Annotated in this window: 15 protein-coding genes; 10 read left to right on the top strand and 5 right to left on the bottom strand. The window is 39.7% G+C overall.

Annotation, left to right across the window (positions count from 1 at the left end; genetic code table 11):
• Position 1 precedes the first annotated feature (1 nt).
• From X781_RS06600 to cysG, 5 genes are all read right to left on the bottom strand, one after another.
• On the bottom strand, positions 2-1,786 hold the full coding sequence (locus X781_RS06600) for an assimilatory sulfite reductase (NADPH) flavoprotein subunit (protein ID WP_025236102.1): 1,785 nt from the start codon (positions 1,784-1,786) through the stop codon (positions 2-4).
• Positions 1,787-1,830: 44 nt separating this feature from the next.
• On the bottom strand, positions 1,831-3,120 hold the full coding sequence (locus tag X781_RS06595) for a sulfate adenylyltransferase subunit 1 (protein ID WP_025236101.1): 1,290 nt from the start codon (positions 3,118-3,120) through the stop codon (positions 1,831-1,833).
• 24 nt (positions 3,121-3,144) lie between these two features.
• Entirely contained in the window at positions 3,145-4,071 is a 927-nt protein-coding gene (cysD, locus tag X781_RS06590; RefSeq protein WP_025236100.1) for a sulfate adenylyltransferase subunit CysD, read from the bottom strand.
• Between the two features lie 28 nt (positions 4,072-4,099).
• Positions 4,100-4,837: a phosphoadenylyl-sulfate reductase gene (locus tag X781_RS06585; RefSeq protein ID WP_025236099.1), complete on the bottom strand. Its 738-nt coding sequence runs from the start codon at positions 4,835-4,837 to the stop codon at positions 4,100-4,102.
• Positions 4,838-5,122: 285 nt separating this feature from the next.
• Positions 5,123-6,559, bottom strand: coding sequence for a siroheme synthase CysG (gene cysG, locus X781_RS06580; protein ID WP_025236098.1), 1,437 nt, complete (start codon positions 6,557-6,559; stop codon positions 5,123-5,125).
• A gap of 314 nt (positions 6,560-6,873) precedes the next feature.
• Between cysG and X781_RS06575 the strand changes: the two genes are divergently transcribed.
• The 10 genes from X781_RS06575 to X781_RS06530 all read left to right on the top strand — a co-directional run bounded on the left by X781_RS06575 (position 6,874) and on the right by X781_RS06530 (position 17,194).
• On the top strand, positions 6,874-7,848 hold the full coding sequence (locus X781_RS06575; protein WP_025236097.1) for a sulfate ABC transporter substrate-binding protein: 975 nt from the start codon (positions 6,874-6,876) through the stop codon (positions 7,846-7,848).
• Between the two features lie 23 nt (positions 7,849-7,871).
• Positions 7,872-8,687, top strand: a complete 816-nt coding sequence (gene cysT / locus X781_RS06570; RefSeq protein WP_025236096.1) for a sulfate ABC transporter permease subunit CysT — start codon at positions 7,872-7,874, stop codon at positions 8,685-8,687.
• A gap of 8 nt (positions 8,688-8,695) precedes the next feature.
• On the top strand, positions 8,696-9,523 hold the full coding sequence (gene cysW / locus X781_RS06565; RefSeq protein ID WP_025236095.1) for a sulfate ABC transporter permease subunit CysW: 828 nt from the start codon (positions 8,696-8,698) through the stop codon (positions 9,521-9,523).
• Between the two features lie 21 nt (positions 9,524-9,544).
• Positions 9,545-10,618 carry a sulfate/molybdate ABC transporter ATP-binding protein gene (locus X781_RS06560; RefSeq protein ID WP_025236094.1) on the top strand — a complete coding sequence of 358 codons (1,074 nt, stop codon included), beginning with the start codon at positions 9,545-9,547 and terminating at the stop codon, positions 10,616-10,618.
• Positions 10,619-10,734: 116 nt separating this feature from the next.
• Entirely contained in the window at positions 10,735-13,590 is a 2,856-nt protein-coding gene (polA, locus tag X781_RS06555) for a DNA polymerase I (protein WP_025236093.1), read from the top strand.
• A gap of 120 nt (positions 13,591-13,710) precedes the next feature.
• Positions 13,711-14,352: an outer membrane lipoprotein chaperone LolA gene (gene lolA, locus X781_RS06550; protein WP_025236092.1), complete on the top strand. Its 642-nt coding sequence runs from the start codon at positions 13,711-13,713 to the stop codon at positions 14,350-14,352.
• Between the two features lie 107 nt (positions 14,353-14,459).
• Entirely contained in the window at positions 14,460-14,768 is a 309-nt protein-coding gene (gene trpR / locus X781_RS06545) for a trp operon repressor (RefSeq protein WP_025236091.1), read from the top strand.
• Positions 14,769-15,542, top strand: coding sequence for a monofunctional biosynthetic peptidoglycan transglycosylase (gene mtgA / locus X781_RS06540; protein ID WP_025236090.1), 774 nt, complete (start codon positions 14,769-14,771; stop codon positions 15,540-15,542).
• 21 nt (positions 15,543-15,563) lie between these two features.
• A complete protein-coding gene (gene nfsA, locus X781_RS06535) occupies positions 15,564-16,283 on the top strand; it encodes an oxygen-insensitive NADPH nitroreductase (RefSeq protein WP_025236089.1) in 720 nt (239 codons plus the stop codon).
• Complete coding sequence (locus tag X781_RS06530) at positions 16,280-17,194, top strand: ATP-grasp domain-containing protein (RefSeq protein WP_025236088.1); 915 nt, start codon at positions 16,280-16,282, stop codon at positions 17,192-17,194. Before nfsA ends, X781_RS06530 begins: the two co-directional genes overlap by 4 nt.
• Positions 17,195-17,272 lie beyond the last annotated feature (78 nt).

Genomic DNA, 17,272 nt, shown 5'->3' with positions numbered 1-17,272 from the left:
TTTAATAAATATCACGTTGGTAGCGTTTTTCTTCAGCTAATTCATTCAGATATTCTTCTGCATCATCACGGCTGAATTTACCTTGCTGTTCAATGACATCAAGTAGAGCTTGTTCCACATCTTTTGCCATACGAGTGGCATCGCCACACACATAAACATAAGCACCATCTTGTAACCAAGCCCAAATAGCTTCGGCATTTTCACGAATTTTGTCTTGTACGTAAATTTTTTCTTCCTGATCACGAGACCACGCAAAACTATATTTGTGTAAGTAGCCGTCTTTTTTGAATTGTTGCCATTCTGTTTGGTAAAGGAAATCCTTCGTGAAATGTTGATTGCCAAAAATCAGCCAATTTTGACCGCTTGCTTCTTCAGCTGCACGCTGTTGTACAAACGCTCGGTATGGTGCAATGCCTGTGCCGGAGCCGATCATAATGATTGGTTTATTATTATCTTGCGGTAGGCGGAAATTATCGTTATGTTCTACGAAAACACGAACTGTATCCTCTTCTTCCACACGGTCAGCTAGATAACTTGATGCAGCACCTGAACGAGCTTTGCCATTATGCTCAGATCGCACTACCCCCACGCTCAAATGAACTTCGTCTCCTACTTCTGATTGAGATGATGAAATTGAATATAAACGGGGTGTAAGTGGACGTAGTAGGCTCACCAATTGTTCTGCTGTAAGAGTAGCTGGGTATTGCTCAATAATATCAATAATTAATGTAGTTGCGATTAAGCGGGCAACTTTATCGGTATCTTCTGCAATTTCCGATAGCTCGGCATTATTTGCCAATTCAGCATAACTTTTTACAAAAGGCTGAGATGCTTTGGTTAGCTCCAAATGTGAAAATAAAGCTGAACGTAAATTTACTTTTTGATTGCCAACAGTAACTTCTTCCTCTCCATTTAAGCCCAGAGCATCTAAAAAGGCTTGGACTAATTCAGGATTGTTGTCAAACCATATACCTAACGCATCGCCGACTTGGTAAGTTAAGCCTGAACCGGATAAATCAAGTTCAAGATGGCGAACATCTTTCTGTGTAGTTGAATCCGTAATTCTCTGATTGGTTAATAATGCTGCAGGAAATGGATTTTCTTTCGTAAATTTAGAGCTAACAACGGCTGTTTTTTGTGTACTTGATGTGATAGCAACGCTTTTCTGAGTCGATTTCTCTTTTAACACCGCTGTGATATGTTCAATCCAAGAATCAGCGGTGGTTTGAAATTCCAAATCGGCATCGGTACGATCTAATAATCGGCTTGCACCCAATTTAGCTAATTGGCTATCAAAGTCCTTACCTGCTTGGCAGAAATTAGGATAGGAACTATCACCTAAACCAAGCACGGCAAATTGCAAGCGGTCTAATTTTGGTGCTTTTTTACCATTAAGGAATTTATATAGCACCACGCCTTCTTCCGGTGGCTCGCCGTCGCCTTGTGTAGAGGTAACTAAGATGACAATATCTTCATCGCTAATATTTTTAGCTTTATAGTTACTCAGTGAATGATGTACGGCAGTAACTCCAGCCGTATTTAATGTTTCGGTTAATTTATTCGCAACCGATTTAGCATTGCCCGTTTGTGATGCTGAAAGCACAGTAACCTGCAATGCTTTGGCAATCTTACTTACTTGATGTTGAGCCGGTACAGTAAAATCACTGTTTCTGCCTTTCGCTTTTGCCCAAGCATAGCCTGATAGCCAGGCTAATTGAATATTATCTAACCCTTGAATTAAATGTTCTAAATCGGGTGATAATGGAATGTTGGTTGTGTTTGTCATTTAATCTTCCCCACAGTAAAAACAGTTACTTTATCCAATGAAAATTAATCATTTAAAATCATCCCCGCAGCCACAGTGTGATAAGTTGCCTCATCAATTAAAATAAATGAGCCTGTTGCAATATTTTGATCGTAACTGGTTGCAGTAATTGGTTTTTGTAATGAAATTTGTATTTTGCCAATATCATTTAAGTTCAGCGTATCGGCTTCAGAAGAATGGCTGAGCGTTTTAACGTCTAATACATAATCTACGTTACTTACCTTCGCAAACACGGTTTGAGTTGTATGTTTTAGCAAATATTTTCGTGCGAAACTAAGTGGTTTCTTCTCGAACCAACAAACTGTTGCACTAAGTTGTTTGGTAGCAGTAATAGGATTATTTTTTGCAACAATGGTATCGCCACGAGAAATATCAATGTCATCAGTTAAACTAATAGTTACTTGCTCGCCAACTACCGCTTGCTCAACTAAACCATTTGGGCTATAAATTTGAGCAACTTGGGAAGTGTAGCCATTTGGTTCAATGCGAACAGTATCGCCCACTCGTACCGAACCTGCTTCAATTTGACCTTGATAGCCACGAAAATCGTCGGCTTTGTCTTGGTCTAAACGGCTGACTAACTGAACAGGAAAGTGGAAATCGTCCGCATTTTCTGTAATTTTCTCGATACTCGGCAGGTTTTCTAAAATAGTCAATAATGGTTCGCCTTCATACCACGAAGTACGTTCACTTTTATGTACGATGTTATCGCCTTGCAGAGCAGAAACTGGTACAAAAATTACATCATTTAGACCAAGTTGTGCTGCTAGTTTGTTGTAAGCGGTCGTAATTGCCTGAAATTTTGCAACATCGAAATCAAACAGATCCATTTTGTTCACTGCCACAATAATATGTTGAGTGTTCAAGTGCTTTAAGATGGCAGAATGGCGTTTAGTTTGAGGTAACAGCTCTAGCTCAGACTGGCTAAAATCAAGGCGTGTTGCATCAATTAACACAATTGCGGCATTGGCAGTTGAAGCACCTGTTACCATATTGCGTGTGTACTGTTCGTGTCCGGGCGTATCTGCAATGATGAACTTACGTTTTGCCGTTGAAAAATAGCGGTAGGCAACATCAATAGTAATGCCTTGTTCACGTTCAGCTTCTAAACCATCGGTTAAAATTGAAAAATCGATGGTCTCATTATTATTTTTTGATTTATTCAGGCTTAATAGTTGATCGCTTAAAAGGGCTTTGCTGTCATAGAGTAAACGCCCGATGAGTGTACTTTTCCCATCATCAACACTCCCCGCAGTAATAAAACGGAGTGGGGCAGATTGGTTAATATTGCTCATATCTTGTTCCTTTTTATCTTAAAATTAGAAATAACCTTGTTTTTTACGTTGTTCCATTGCTGATTCGGAAGTTCTATCGTCCATTCGAGTTGCACTTCGTTCGGAAATTTCAGCAATAGCGGTTTCTTTGATAATTTCAGTTGGATTAGTTGCTGTACTCACAACAGGGCAAGTACAGCTAATATCGCCTACCGTACGGAAACGTACCGAAACGAGTTTACTTTCTTCATTTGCTTGTTTTGGGGTAAGTGGCGTAACAGGCACTAATAAACCATTACGTTCAACAACTTCACGTTCGTGAGCGTAATAAATGCTGGGTAATTCAAGATTCTCACGTTCGATATATTGCCAGATATCTAATTCTGTCCAGTTAGAGATTGGGAATACACGCATATTTTCGCCTTTGTGCAGTTTAGCGTTATAGAGCGACCACAATTCAGGGCGTTGAGCTTTTGGATCCCATTGTCCAAATTCATCACGGAATGAGAAAATCCGCTCTTTAGCACGGGCTTTTTCCTCATCTCGCCGTGCTCCACCCATTAAGGCATCAAAGCCTTGAGCTTCAATTGTTTCTAATAAAGTAACCGCTTGGGCGGCATTGCGAGAGTCAGTTTCTTTACGCAAAACTACCGTGCCTTTTGCAATGGAATCTTCAACCTGTCCAACAATTAATTTCGCCTTTAATTTTGTGACTTGTTCATCACGAAATTGGATGACTTCCGGATAGTTATGACCTGTGTCGATATGCACTAATGGAAAGGGTAACACCAACTCACGACCTTCTAATTGGAACGCTTTACGGGCAAGAGCAAGTAAGACTACAGAGTCTTTACCACCGGAAAAGAGGAGGGCTGGCTTACTGCATTCGGCTACAACTTCACGAATAATATGAATTGATTCTGCTTCGAGCCAATCTAAATGACCGTTTTCAATCTTATTGTGTACTGACATAGATTTCTTCCTTAATTTAAATGTTGAGTTATTTATGTAATCCGCACTCTTTGCTGTCTTTGTTTTCCCACCACCAGCGACCGGCTCGAATATCTTCCTCTTGTTTTACAGGGCGAGTACAAGGTTCACAGCCAATACTTGGATACCCTTGTTCATATAAACTGTTGTAAGGAATGCGATGTTTTAAGATATATGCCCAAACATCGATTTCGGACCAGTCAAAAATAGGGTTATATTTGGCAATACTGCGTTCTTTATCTTGTTCTTCAAAAGGCAAATAGGTTCTTGTTACCGATTGCTCTCTACGTTGCCCGGTGAGCCACGCATCTGCATCATTTAATGCGTGATTAAGTGGTTCGATTTTACGGATAAAACAACATTCACGGCGGCGTTCTATACTTTCGTAAAAACCATTACGCCCATTCTCTTGTTCATATTGTTCAACCTTTTTAGGATCAGGGTAGTAGAGCTGAAAATCTAAATGAGGATAGTGCGTTTTAACTTCATCAACTAATGCAAGCGTTTCTGGGTTTAGCCGCTGTGTTTCAAGCGTAAACACAGAAATATTGGCTTGTAGTTTGGCTATTACATCAGTAATCACCATATCTTCTACCGCCAAACTACTTGCAAATTTAGCATTGTGATGTTGTTGCTCAATCTGCTGAATGCGTTCGATTAAAGCGGTCTCTTTTGCTGAAAGATTTGCAAAATCACCTTCACTTGGCTGTGGAATTTCCCACAAAGACGGTTTAATAAAAAATGACATATTTCCCCACTGAGCAAGCTCATAAAAATCAATGTTTATATTTATAAAGGGAAAGCATAAAACTTAAAAATAATAACAACGCATATTTAATATTATTTTGGAATATATAAATGAAATAATTTGGTTTTTGGATGATAAATGTTTGTTTTTATAATTTTATGAAATGTTAAATAATGTTTAATTATTTATTTTGAAAGACAGTTAAATAAAAAAGCCTGCTTTTTAAACAGGCTCTTTATACTATTTGGTTATTAAATATATATTTAATTTATTAAGGCATCTTTTTTAGGCACACTGTTCAAGCTGATTATTCCATAACGTTTCTTGCGTTGAAATAAATTGCTGGGCTTGTGAACCGAACCACGTAAGTTGCGTCTGTAGTTTTACCACCTCTCCAATAATAATTAATGCCGGTGTTGGAGCATTTGCGGCAAGCGTTGGTAATTCATCTAATGTACCGATTTGTATACTTTGGTTTGGTAATGTACCATTACTTACAATAGCTACTGGCGTATCAGCCGGTTTGCCATATTTCTGTAATTGGCTTGCTAATTCTCCGGCTTTAATTGTTCCCATATAAACAACTAACGTTTGGTTACTTTGAGCAAGAGCCTCCCATTTTAGGTTTGTGCCACCTGGTTTTAGATGCCCTGTAATAAAGGTGGCATTCTGTGAATACTCACGATGGGTAAGCGGAATACCGGCGTATGCGGTCGCACCTAATGCAGCAGTAATGCCCGGAACAACACTAAAAGGAATATTCTCTGCTTTTAAAACCTCCAGTTCTTCGCCACCACGCCCAAAGACGAAAGAATCTCCACCTTTTAAGCGGACGACTCGTTTCCCTTTTTTAGCATATTTTACTAAAAGAGCATTGGTTTCTTCTTGTTTTACGCAGTCTTTACCCGCACGTTTGCCAACAAATACTCGGTCGGCATCACGGCGAACAAGTTCTAATACGCCTTCAGAAACTAATGCATCGTATAATACAACATCAGCTTGCTGAATAGCTTGTAAGCCTTTGAGGGTCAGTAATCCTGCATCGCCCGGTCCTGCTCCTACCAATGAAACTTCACCGATAATTGGGTTGTCTGCCTCTAATTCTTGTTCTAATAATGCCTCTGCTTGACTGGTTTGGTGAGTTTCGGTTAAACGTTGAAAATGCAAATTGGTAAACAACTTTTCCCAAAAGCGTCTGCGTTGGGTTATATGTGGGAATTTAGATTTTACGGCATTTCGCCATCTGCCTGAAATCGCTGCCATTTCGCCTACATTTTGTGGAATTAAGGCTTCTAATTTTTCACGCAATAAGCGAATCAATACAGGTGCCGCACCACCGCTTGAGATTGCAATTTGGATCGGCGAACGGTCTATCACAGAAGGGAATATATAGCTGCAATGCGGTTGGTCGTCCACCACATTAACCAAACGCTGTGCAGCTTCTGCACTTTTAAATACAAGATTGTTCAGCTTATTATCATCGGTGGCAGCAATAATGAGATAGGCTTGATTAACCTGCTCTGGCTCAAATTCTGTTGCGAACCATTCCACTTTTCCTTCCTCAAGTAGGTTATGCAGAGGGCTATCTAATTCACGAGCCACAATTTTTACGTTTGCCCCCACTTTTAGTAAGGCAGTAATTTTGCGTGTGGCAACGTGCCCGCCTCCCACGACTAATACAGGGCGGTTTTTGAGATCGACAAAAATAGGTAAATAACTCATTGCATATCCTTTAAAAATAAATGTGGTTTTATTACGATTAGTTATAAATGAATTTATTAAGCGGTAGAAATAACCACATTTTATAGATTATTCCATTTCGGAATAAATTAATAAAAATAGAGATTGTTTTATATGGTTTTCCGTTTTTTATTCTTCTAAAGAATATAAAAAAATTTTTGGTTCTTTTACCAATTTATATTTAACCGCTAGATTTTATAGAATTCATAAATAATAAGTTGGAGAAATGTTAAATGAGGTTATTTGCAAAAAATTTTATAAAAAAGACCGCTTGTAAGGTGGTATTCATTGCAATAATGGGCGGTTTTATTGTCAGCAATACAATGGCTCAAACCTTATTAAATGTTTCTTACGATCCAACCCGTGAGCTTTATAAAGAATACAACCAGTTATTTGAAAAGCATTGGCAATCTTTAACGGGAGATACTTCTCTAGCCGTTAAAACTTCGCACGGTGGCTCGGGTAAACAAGCTCGAGCTGTGATTGATGGCTTGCAAGCTGATGTGGTTACTCTTGCCCTATCAAGCGATATTGATGCGTTAAACCGCAACCAGCAGCTTATTGATCCAAATTGGCAGAAGCGACTAACAAATAACAGTTCGCCTTATACGTCCACCATTGTTTTTTTGGTTAGAAAAGGCAATCCACGTCAAATTTTGGACTGGCAAGATTTACTAAAACAAGGCGTTGAAGTTATCACGCCAAACCCTAAAACCTCTGGTGGGGCAAGATGGAACTTTTTTGCAGTATGGGCTTATGGCAAAACGGTTTTTGGTAGTGATGAAAAAGCCCTCGAATTTACCACCAACGTTTATCGCCAAGTTCCAGTGCTAGACACAGGAGCGAGAGGGGCAACAATGAGCTTTATTCAACGTGGCTTGGGCGATGTGTTGCTTACTTGGGAAAATGAAGCTCACTTAGCCCTAAAAGAAGAAGGGGGAGAAAATGTTGAAATTGTTGTGCCGCCAACCTCTATTTTAGCTGAGCCTCCTGTTGCGGTGGTAGATAGTGTGGTGGATAAAAAAGGTACTCGCCAAATAGCAGAAGCCTATCTAAGCCATCTCTATAGCGATGAAGCTCAACATATTATTGCGAAAAATCATTATCGCCCAGCAAATCAAACCATTTTAGAGCAATACCAAGAGCAATTTCCTGCCTTAAATTTACGCAAACTTGATGAAATTTTTGGCGAGAGCACCTCACAGATTCAAGCTCGCTTTTTTGATGATGGCGGTATTTTCGACCAAATATTAGAAAAAATTTACCAATAAGATGAATAACAAGAGAGCATAAAATGTCTGCAACAACACGCCTTATTCCCGGATTTAATTTAAGTTTAGGCTACACGGTTACTTTTTTAAGTTTGGTTGTGCTTATTCCATTAGCCAGTTTATTTGTCTATTCCGCTCAAATTTCAGCAGAGCAGTTGTGGAAACTCATCACCAGTCGCCAACTTTTAACTGCGTTGAAACTATCGCTTAGCACCGCATTTTTTGCTGCCCTTATTAACGCTTTTATTGGCTTGTTGTTAGCGTGGGTATTGGTGCGTTATCAGTTTTGGGGAAAACGTTGGGTCGATACCTTTATTGATATGCCATTTGCACTGCCAACCGCCGTTGCAGGGATTGCATTAACGGCGATTTACGCCCGCAACGGCGTTATAGGGCAGTTCTTCGATTTCAAAATTGCTTATAGTGCATTAGGCATTATGCTTGCCTTGCTGTTTGTTACTTTGCCTTTTGTGGTAAGAACGCTACAGCCTGTGCTGGAAGATTTACCAAAAGATGTGGAAGAAGCCGCTGAAATACTAGGGGCTTCAAACTGGCAACGTTTTCGCTATGTGATTTTCCCTGCTCTTTTACCTGCGTGGATCACAGGTTTCACCTTAGCCTTTGCCAGAGGATTAGGGGAATATGGTTCGGTAGTGTTTATTTCGGGCAACTTACCTTTTAGAACGGAGATTTTACCGCTCGTGATCGTTTCAAAACTTGATCAATATGATTATGTGGGTGCCGCAGCCATTGGGGCGATGATGCTCACCATCTCATTTATCTTAATTTTTGTGATTAATTACATTCAACGTTATTTTGCAAAACGAACAGGGAAATAGGAGGAAATATGCAAAAAATCATAAAAAAACGACCGCTTGCAGAATATTTGCTTATTATTTCAGCAATAATATTATTCGCTTTGATTTTAGTGTTACCCCTTTTAACTGTTATTGCACAAGGTTTTGCTAAAGGATTTAGCTTCTTTTGGGAGGCGATTAGTGAGGAAGATACTCTCTCAGCCCTAAAATTGACCTTACTCGCAGTGAGCATTGCCGTGCCGTTAAATGTAGTGTTTGGCATTGCCGCTGCTTGGGTAGTAACAAAATATCAATTTAAAGGCAGGCAGTTGCTTTTAACGCTGATTGATCTGCCTTTCTCCATTTCACCGATTGTGGCTGGTTTAATTTATGTGTTGCTTTTTGGGGCACAAAGTTGGCTTTATCCACACCTGCAAGCGGTCGATTTTCAAATAATTTATGCAATTCCAGGCATTATTTTAGCCACATTATTTATTTCAGTGCCTTTTGTTGCCCGAGAAATTATTCCTGTGATGGAAGCTCAAGGAGTAGTAGAGGAAGAAGCTGCTACTGTACTAGGAGCAAATGGCTGGCAGATTTTCTATTATGTAACGCTCCCTAACATTAAATGGGCATTGTTACACGGTGTCGTGCTTTGTACCGCAAGAGCATTAGGTGAGTTTGGGGCAGTATCGGTGGTGTCAGGGCATATTCGAGGAATGACTAATACCTTACCGTTACAGATTGAAATTTTATATAACGAATATAACGCAGCAGCGGCATTCAGCGTGGCAATTTTACTTCTGATCTTATCGTTAATCTTGCTCTTTTTACGCCAATGGACAGAGCATAAATTAGCCCGAGAGCTGGCTCAGTAATAAATAAATTTAGGGGGGATAATGACAATCAGCATACAGAATTTGAATAAACAATTCGGGCAAACACAGGTACTGCACGATATTAATTTAACTGTTCATAAAGGGGAGCTCACTGCTTTACTTGGACCATCAGGCTGTGGCAAAACCACGTTACTACGCATCATCGCAGGGCTTGAAACGGCAAGTAGTGGCAAGATCTTGTTTGATCAAAATGAGGTTACCCAACTCTCAGCCAAAGAGCGTGATATTGGTTTTGTGTTCCAACACTATGCACTCTTTCGCCATATGACTATTAATGATAACATCGCTTTTGGATTAAGGATGAAGCCAAAATCTGAACGATTGAGCGAAGCGGAAATTCAAGCTAAAGTGAAGTATTTGCTAGAGCTCATTCAATTAGAGCATATTGGTAAGCGTTACCCGGATCAACTTTCGGGCGGGCAACGGCAACGAGTTGCATTGGCGAGAGCGATCGCAACTGATCCAAAAGTATTACTGTTAGATGAACCTTTTGGAGCATTAGATGCAAAGGTGCGTAAAGATCTCCGCCGTTGGTTGCGAGATTTCCATCACGAAATGAATGTAACGAGCTTATTCGTTACCCATGACCAAGACGAAGCCTTAGAGGTTGCGGATAAAATTGTACTGATGAATAAAGGCAGGGTGGAGCAGATTGGTTCGCCGGAACAAGTTTATAAACAACCAAAAACGGCTTTTGTGGCGGATTTTCTCGGTGATGTGAATTTATTGCACGGTTATATTTTACAAGGCACATTGTTCATTGATAGATTCCGACGCAAAGTTGATAGCTACTATTCAGCAGAAGATGTGGTGGTTTATGTTCGCCCACACGAAATCGCAATAAGCAAAGATAAATCAGATAATACGATTGTTGGACGAATTCAACGTATTCATACCGCAGGTCCTACAGTGGAGATAGAAGTATTATCAAATGTGAGTGATTTACCTATTGATGTTTCCATCAGTTACAATCAATTTCTTCAAGAAGGCTTTGCAATCGGTAATGAAGTTTATTTAGAACCTAAATTGCTCAATTTCTTTATTCAAAACGAGTTAATTGAATATATGATTTAACTAAACTTACTTTTAAGCGTATTTTGGCTATGGCTGAAATACGCTTTTTTTATCCCTTTCTTTCACTATTCTTGTATAATAACGCCAATATTTATTTGATTTTCAAGAGATTTTTTATGGCAACTATCGCAAAAAATCCACTGGTGCTAGTGGACGGTTCTTCTTACTTATATCGAGCATTTCACGCATTTCCTCCGCTAACGAATCGCAATGGCGAGCCGACAGGGGCGATGTATGGTGTTTTGAATATGTTAAAAAGCTTGATTTCACAAGTAAACCCAAGCCACATTGCGGTAGTGTTTGATGCGAAGGGCAAAACCTTCCGTGATGAGCTATTCGAGCAATATAAATCTCACCGCCCACCAATGCCGGATGAGTTACGAGCTCAAATTCAACCACTACACGCTATCATCAAAGCCTTAGGTATTCCGCTGATCTCCATTGAAGGGGTAGAAGCGGACGATGTGATCGGCACCCTTGCCGTGCAAGCTGCCAAAGATGGCAAAGACGTGTTAATCAGTACAGGCGATAAAGATATGGCACAACTGGTGAACGATCACATTATGTTGATAAATACGATGAACAACACTTTGCTTGACCGTGAAGGCGTCATCGAAAAATACGGCATTCCGCCCGAGTTGATTATCGATTTCTTAGCCCTAATGGGCGATTCCGCCGATAATATTCCGGGTGTAAAAGGCGTGGGTGAAAAAACGGCGTTAGCCTTATTACAAGGGATTGGTTCGCTTAAACAGATTTATGAAAATTTAGATCAGATTGCGACACTTTCGTTTCGTGGGGCAAAAAACTTTGCCCCGAAATTAGAGGCAGAAAAAGCCAATGCGGATTTATCCTACCTGCTCGCCACCATCAAAACTGATGTGGAATTAGACGTTACCCACGATCAACTTTTAACCCAAGCACAAAATCGTGCAGAGCTTGCTACATTATTTGAGCATTATGAATTTAAGCGTTGGTTAAATGAAGTAAATAACAATGCGAACCCTGTTACACAAACCTCAGCTGAAAAAGTGCCGAATAATTACCAAGCAACGCAAGCGGTTAAAAATGAGGAAAATTTTGCAGATCCTATCATTATTGACCGTAGCAAATATGAAACGGTGGATACGGAAGCCAAATTAGTGGCTTGGATTGAAAAGCTCACATCAGCCAATATCATTGCGGTGGATACCGAAACGGATAGTTTAGATTCTATGTCAGCCAATTTGGTGGGAATTTCCTTTGCTCTTGAAAATGGCGAGGCTTGCTATATTCCGCTTGGGCATAAGCAAAAAGCCCTGCCAAAACAAGCGGATATGTTTGGCGATGACGAGGCAGAAACCGAAATCGCAGACGAATTGGTAAAAAATCAGCTAAATTTGACCGCTTGTTTAACCCAACTCAAACCGATTTTAGAGAATCGTGCCATTAAAAAAATCGGGCAGAACATTAAATATGATTTAACTATTTTTGCTAACTACGGCATTGAGTTACAAGGCGTTGAGTTTGATACGATGATCGAATCCTACACGCTAAACAGCACAGGTCGTCATAATATGGACGACTTAGCTTACCGCTATTTGGGGCATAAAACCATTCCGTTTGAAGAGTTAGCAGGTAAAGGCAAAAATCAGCTTACTTTTGATAAAATTGAGATCGCCAAAGCAGCGGAATATGCTGCCGAAGATGCCGATGTAACGATGAAACTGCACCAAGTGCTATGGCAGAAATTATCACAAGAGCCTAAATTGGTAAAACTCTTTAACGAAATCGAAATGCCATTGGTTAGCGTGCTTTCTCGCATTGAACGCAATGGCGTATTGATTGACCCTAAGAAATTATTAACGCAATCGGCAGAAATTGAAAAACGCTTAAGTGAAGTTGAGCAGTTAGTTCACACCGAAGCAGGGCAGGTGTTTAACCTTGCTTCAACCAAGCAGTTACAAGAAATTCTGTTTGATAAATTAGGCTTACCGGTGCTGAAGAAAACCCCGAAAGGAGCTCCTTCGACTAACGAGGAGGTGCTAGATGAATTGGCTCAACAAGGCCATCTTGTGCCGAAATTATTAATGGAGCATCGTGGCTTAAGTAAGTTGAAATCTACTTACACAGACAAATTACCTCAGTTGATTAATGCAAAAACAGGGCGAGTGCACACCTCTTACAATCAAGCAGTAACGGCGACAGGGCGGCTTTCGTCAAGTGATCCGAATTTACAAAACATTCCGATCCGAAACGAAGAAGGCAGACGTATTCGCCAAGCCTTTGTGGCAAGAGAAGGCTATAAAATTGTAGCAGCCGACTATTCCCAAATTGAGCTACGCATTATGGCTCACTTGGCGAATGACGAAGGAATGATTAAAGCCTTTGCTGAAGGTAAAGATATTCACCGAGCAACGGCAGCAGAAATTTTTGGTGTGGCATTAGATGAGGTAACGAGCGAGCAACGTCGCAGTGCGAAGGCTATCAACTTCGGGCTGATTTATGGAATGTCGTCATTCGGGCTTTCAAACCAATTGGGGATTGGGCGAGCTGAAGCCCAAAAATATATGGATCTCTACTTCCAACGTTACCCGGCAGTACAGCAGTTTATGACGGATATTCGTGAAGTTGCCGCAGAAAAAGGCTATGTAGAAACTTTATTCGGTCGTCGTTTATATTTACCTGATATTAAATCAAGCAATGCTATTTTGCGTAAAGCGGCAGAACGAGTGGCAATTAATGCACCAATGCAAGGCACGGCGGCGGATATTATCAAAGTTGCGATGATTGGCATTGATAAAGCTATTCAAGGCGATGATGAAATCAAAATGATTATGCAAGTACACGATGAATTGGTGTTTGAAGTGAAAGCCGATAAAATCGAGCATTATAGCCAGCTAATCAAAGCAGAAATGGAAAAAGCTATTTCGCTTAAAGTGCCATTAATTGCTGAAGTTGGCATTGGCGATAATTGGGACGAGGCTCATTAATCTAACGCTATACAATTATCCCTTTTTAATGTATTGTTGTAACAGTTCGTTAATATGAAACTTTTCAAAATTTCATTGTCAAAGAAGAACGAATCTTCTTTGATAAATAAGGAAATATAGATGAAAACATTATTCAAAAAATCAGTATTCAGTTTAGCTTTATTAGGTTTAGCCGGCACAGCATTTGCTGATGCACAATCGGTAGCGGAATTACAACGCCGTTTAGAGCAAGTGAGCCAATATAGTGCGGATTTTGACCAAACGGTCCGTTCAAGCAAAGGGAAAGAGATCCAAAAAGGGCAGGGTAAATTCCAAGTAAAACGCCCGAATTTATTTAGAATGGATACAAAATCGCCACAAGAAAATTTAATTGTTTCTGACGGTAAAGATCTATGGTTTTACGACCCATTTGTTTCACAAGTAACGGTAAATACAGTGCAAGATGCAGTGAACAATACGCCGTTTGTGCTTTTAACCAGCAGTGATAAAAACCATTGGGATCAATATGACGTAACTCAAAATGCCGATACGTTCGTATTAAAACCAAAATCGAAAAAAAGTAATTTAAAGCAGTTTGATGTGCGTATCGACCAAAGCGGTTTATTAAAAGGTTTCAGCACTATTGAGCGTGATGGACAGAGCAATCTCTATGTGTTGCGTAACATTACCACAGGCGGTGTTTCAAATGACTTATTCAAATTCAGTGTACCGAAAGGGGCTGAGTTAGATGATCAACGTGGTGGCAAGAAATCGAAAAAATAAGGTAATACATGCGGTCTTTTTTAGTAAATTTTTACACAAATGCTTGCGTTTGAGCGTAACGAGTAAAATACGACCGCTTGTATATTCTTGTATATTAAGGAATATCAATGAAAACGCTTTATAATCAACGAGATCCAAAAGAGTGGGAGCAATTTTTAGTTTTGCTTAAACAAGCCGTTGCTGAAGATAGATTGGAGCTCTTTTTCTCGATGTTTTTGACCGCCGATGAGAGAGAATCTTTGGGGTTGCGAGTTCAAATTGTGCAAGCTTTATTAAAAGCTGAAGATTCACAACGTGAAATTCAGCAAAATTTGAATACCAGTGCAGCAACTATTACGCGTGGCTCAAATATGCTCAAAACACTAGACCCGGATTTCTTGCAATGGGTAAATAGTAAACTTAACGGTATGAAGTAAATGGCAAAGTATAAGAACCGTTTTCTAAGCTCTCTTTTGAAGAAAATAGGGCTTTTTTTTATTCCTCGAAAAATAAGATCAAAAGCGGGTTGGCTTTGGTTTGGTTTTAGCCGCTTATTTTCTTTTTTCGGGAGTTTCTTCTTAATAGGAACGTTGCTTTTTTCTGTGTTACCCGTGCCGTATTCGGCTTATATGATTCAGAAAAAAGTGGAAAATATGTTACAAGGAAAAAACTATAACATCAAAAAAGATTGGGTAAGCCTTGATGAAATTTCTTGGCAGATGCAGATGGCGGTGATTGCGTCTGAAGATCAGAAATTTGAAAGCCATTTTGGTTTAGATCTTACTGCGATTGAAACTGCCTTAAAGTTGAATGCAAAATCCGGCAAAGTGCGTGGAGGTTCAACTATTTCACAACAAACAGTTAAAAACCTGTTTTTATGGCACGGACAAAGCTGGGTAAGAAAGGGGATTGAAGCTCCGCTGACTGTGTTAGTGGAATATGTTTGGACAAAGCCTCGCATTTTAGAAGTTTATTTGAATATTGCGGAATTTGGGCACGGTATTTTTGGCGTTGAAGCCGCGGCTCAACATTTTTTCAAGAAATCGGCAAAAAATTTGAATTTGCAAGAGGCTGCATTATTAGCCGCCTCCTTACCTAATCCAAATATATTTAAAGTAGATAAGCCCGGACCAACTATGCGAAAACGCCAAGCGTGGATTATGCGACAAGTAAACCAACTTGATGGAAAAAGCTATTTAGACAAACTTTAGATGGAAAGAATAAAGATGACAATACAAAGCAAAACAACACTTGAAACGATTTTATCTCATCGTTCGATTCGTAAATTTACCGAACAACCAATTTCAGAAGAGGTATTTCAGACCTTAATTAATGCGGGAAAAGCGGCTTCAAGCTCTAACCATTTACAATGCGTAAGCGTTATCCGTGTAACGGATAAACAAATTCGTGAAACCTTAAAAGCCGTTTCTGGTATGCAATATGTGGTAGATTGTGCAGAGTTTTTGGTGTTCTGCATTGATTTTAATAAACACAAACAGCTTGTGCCGGAATCGCAATTGGAATGGGCGGAAGTGTCTATTATTGGAGCGGTTGATACGGGAATTTTTGCTCAAAATGTACTGTTAGCAGCAGAGTCTTTAGGGTTAGGTGGCGTTTATATTGGTGCATTGCGTAATGATATTAAACGTGTATCCGAAGCATTAAATTTGCCTGAATACTGTGTACCATTAGTCGGAATGTGTTTGGGTTATCCTGCACAAGATCCTGATTTAAAACCTCGTTTACCAAACACTTTGATTTGTCATACTAATCAGTATCAGCCTTTTGATGAGGTAGAATTTGCAAAATATAACGAAAATTTGACCGCTTACTACCAAGCGAGAATTGGCGAACCTCAGCAATGGCAAGTCGCAATTCATAAAACCTTAGATAAACCCGTTCGTCCACATATTCTGCCGTTTTTTAATCAGAAAGGATTATTGAAAAAATGAGATGGCTAATGCTATGCCGTGAGCCTCGCTTATATAGCTGCAAACGAATTAAAGAAACCTGTGTAGAAAGAGGGATCGAACTGGATATTTTAGATCCTAACAGAATGCTACTTTCTCTAAAAAATGGGACCTTTGAGATTTTTTACCAAGAAGGAGAAAATTACGATAAACATCGCTCTGAACCTGTTTTATTGAAGGATTACGATGGTATTTTGCCTCGTTTTGGTACAAGTAGTACGGAAATGGGCTGTGCTGTGCTACGCCATTTTGAAGCGAAAGGCATTCCTGTTTTGAATCACTCTGAAGCATTTGCTTTAGCCCGAAACAAATGGCGATCGTTGCAAAAATTAGCCGAACATACTTTACCTATACCACATACCAATTTTGCAGGGAATTTAGTTTCGGTTAAATCGCAATTAAATCATTTCACTTTTCCGCTTATTGCAAAAGTGCTGAATGGTTCGCAAGGCAATGGGGTGATGTTGTTTGAAAATGAACGGAATGCGGAAGCTGTGCTATCTACCTTTAGACAAGTCGAAGAACCTTATCTATGCCAACACTTTTTGAGTGAAGCAAAAGGACAAGACATTCGTGCTTTTGTGATTGGGGATAAAGTAGTTTCTGCAATGAGTAGAAATAATTCGGCAGAAGATTTTCGATCCAATCTTCATCAAGGTGGAATTGCTCAATGTATTGAATTAACCAAAGAGGAAATCGCATTAGCAATTAAAGCAACCAAAGCGATAGGGCTTGATGTTGCAGGTGTGGATTTTTTGCGGACAGATAATGGGATAGTTATTTTAGAAGTCAATGCAAGTCCGGGCTTTGAAGGCATTGAGCAAGTGAATGAAGTCAATATTGCAGCAGAAATGGTGAACTATTTTATAGAGAAAATCCGCAAATTATCTTAATTTACGTTGCATTTCTCGCCAATTTCAGTAAAATACGCACTCGGCATATCTCTTGGTATGCCGAAGTTTTTTAACAAA

Origin of the sequence: Mannheimia sp. USDA-ARS-USMARC-1261 (assembly GCF_000521605.1) — a bacterium.
GTDB lineage: Bacteria > Pseudomonadota > Gammaproteobacteria > Enterobacterales > Pasteurellaceae > Mannheimia > Mannheimia indoligenes.
Note: the sequence above shows the minus strand (reverse complement) of the source record. Positions and strands in the feature narration are given on the sequence as shown.

Bases quoted from the DNA above. Each gene is read 5' to 3' on its own strand.
- X781_RS06600 (WP_025236102.1), bottom strand. From the start codon at position 1,786: ATGACAAACACAACCAACATTCCATTATCACCCGATTTAGAACATTTA.
- X781_RS06560 (WP_025236094.1), top strand. From the start codon at position 9,545: ATGACAATCAGCATACAGAATTTGAATAAACAATTCGGGCAAACACAG.
- lolA (WP_025236092.1), top strand. From the start codon at position 13,711: ATGAAAACATTATTCAAAAAATCAGTATTCAGTTTAGCTTTATTAGGT.
- polA (WP_025236093.1), top strand. From the start codon at position 10,735: ATGGCAACTATCGCAAAAAATCCACTGGTGCTAGTGGACGGTTCTTCT.
- X781_RS06595 (WP_025236101.1), bottom strand. From the start codon at position 3,120: ATGAGCAATATTAACCAATCTGCCCCACTCCGTTTTATTACTGCGGGG.
- trpR (WP_025236091.1), top strand. From the start codon at position 14,460: ATGAAAACGCTTTATAATCAACGAGATCCAAAAGAGTGGGAGCAATTT.
- X781_RS06530 (WP_025236088.1), top strand. From the start codon at position 16,280: ATGAGATGGCTAATGCTATGCCGTGAGCCTCGCTTATATAGCTGCAAA.
- cysT (WP_025236096.1), top strand. From the start codon at position 7,872: ATGTCTGCAACAACACGCCTTATTCCCGGATTTAATTTAAGTTTAGGC.
- mtgA (WP_025236090.1), top strand. From the start codon at position 14,769: ATGGCAAAGTATAAGAACCGTTTTCTAAGCTCTCTTTTGAAGAAAATA.
- X781_RS06575 (WP_025236097.1), top strand. From the start codon at position 6,874: ATGGGCGGTTTTATTGTCAGCAATACAATGGCTCAAACCTTATTAAAT.
- cysW (WP_025236095.1), top strand. From the start codon at position 8,696: ATGCAAAAAATCATAAAAAAACGACCGCTTGCAGAATATTTGCTTATT.
- cysD (WP_025236100.1), bottom strand. From the start codon at position 4,071: ATGTCAGTACACAATAAGATTGAAAACGGTCATTTAGATTGGCTCGAA.
- X781_RS06585 (WP_025236099.1), bottom strand. From the start codon at position 4,837: ATGTCATTTTTTATTAAACCGTCTTTGTGGGAAATTCCACAGCCAAGT.
- cysG (WP_025236098.1), bottom strand. From the start codon at position 6,559: ATGAGTTATTTACCTATTTTTGTCGATCTCAAAAACCGCCCTGTATTA.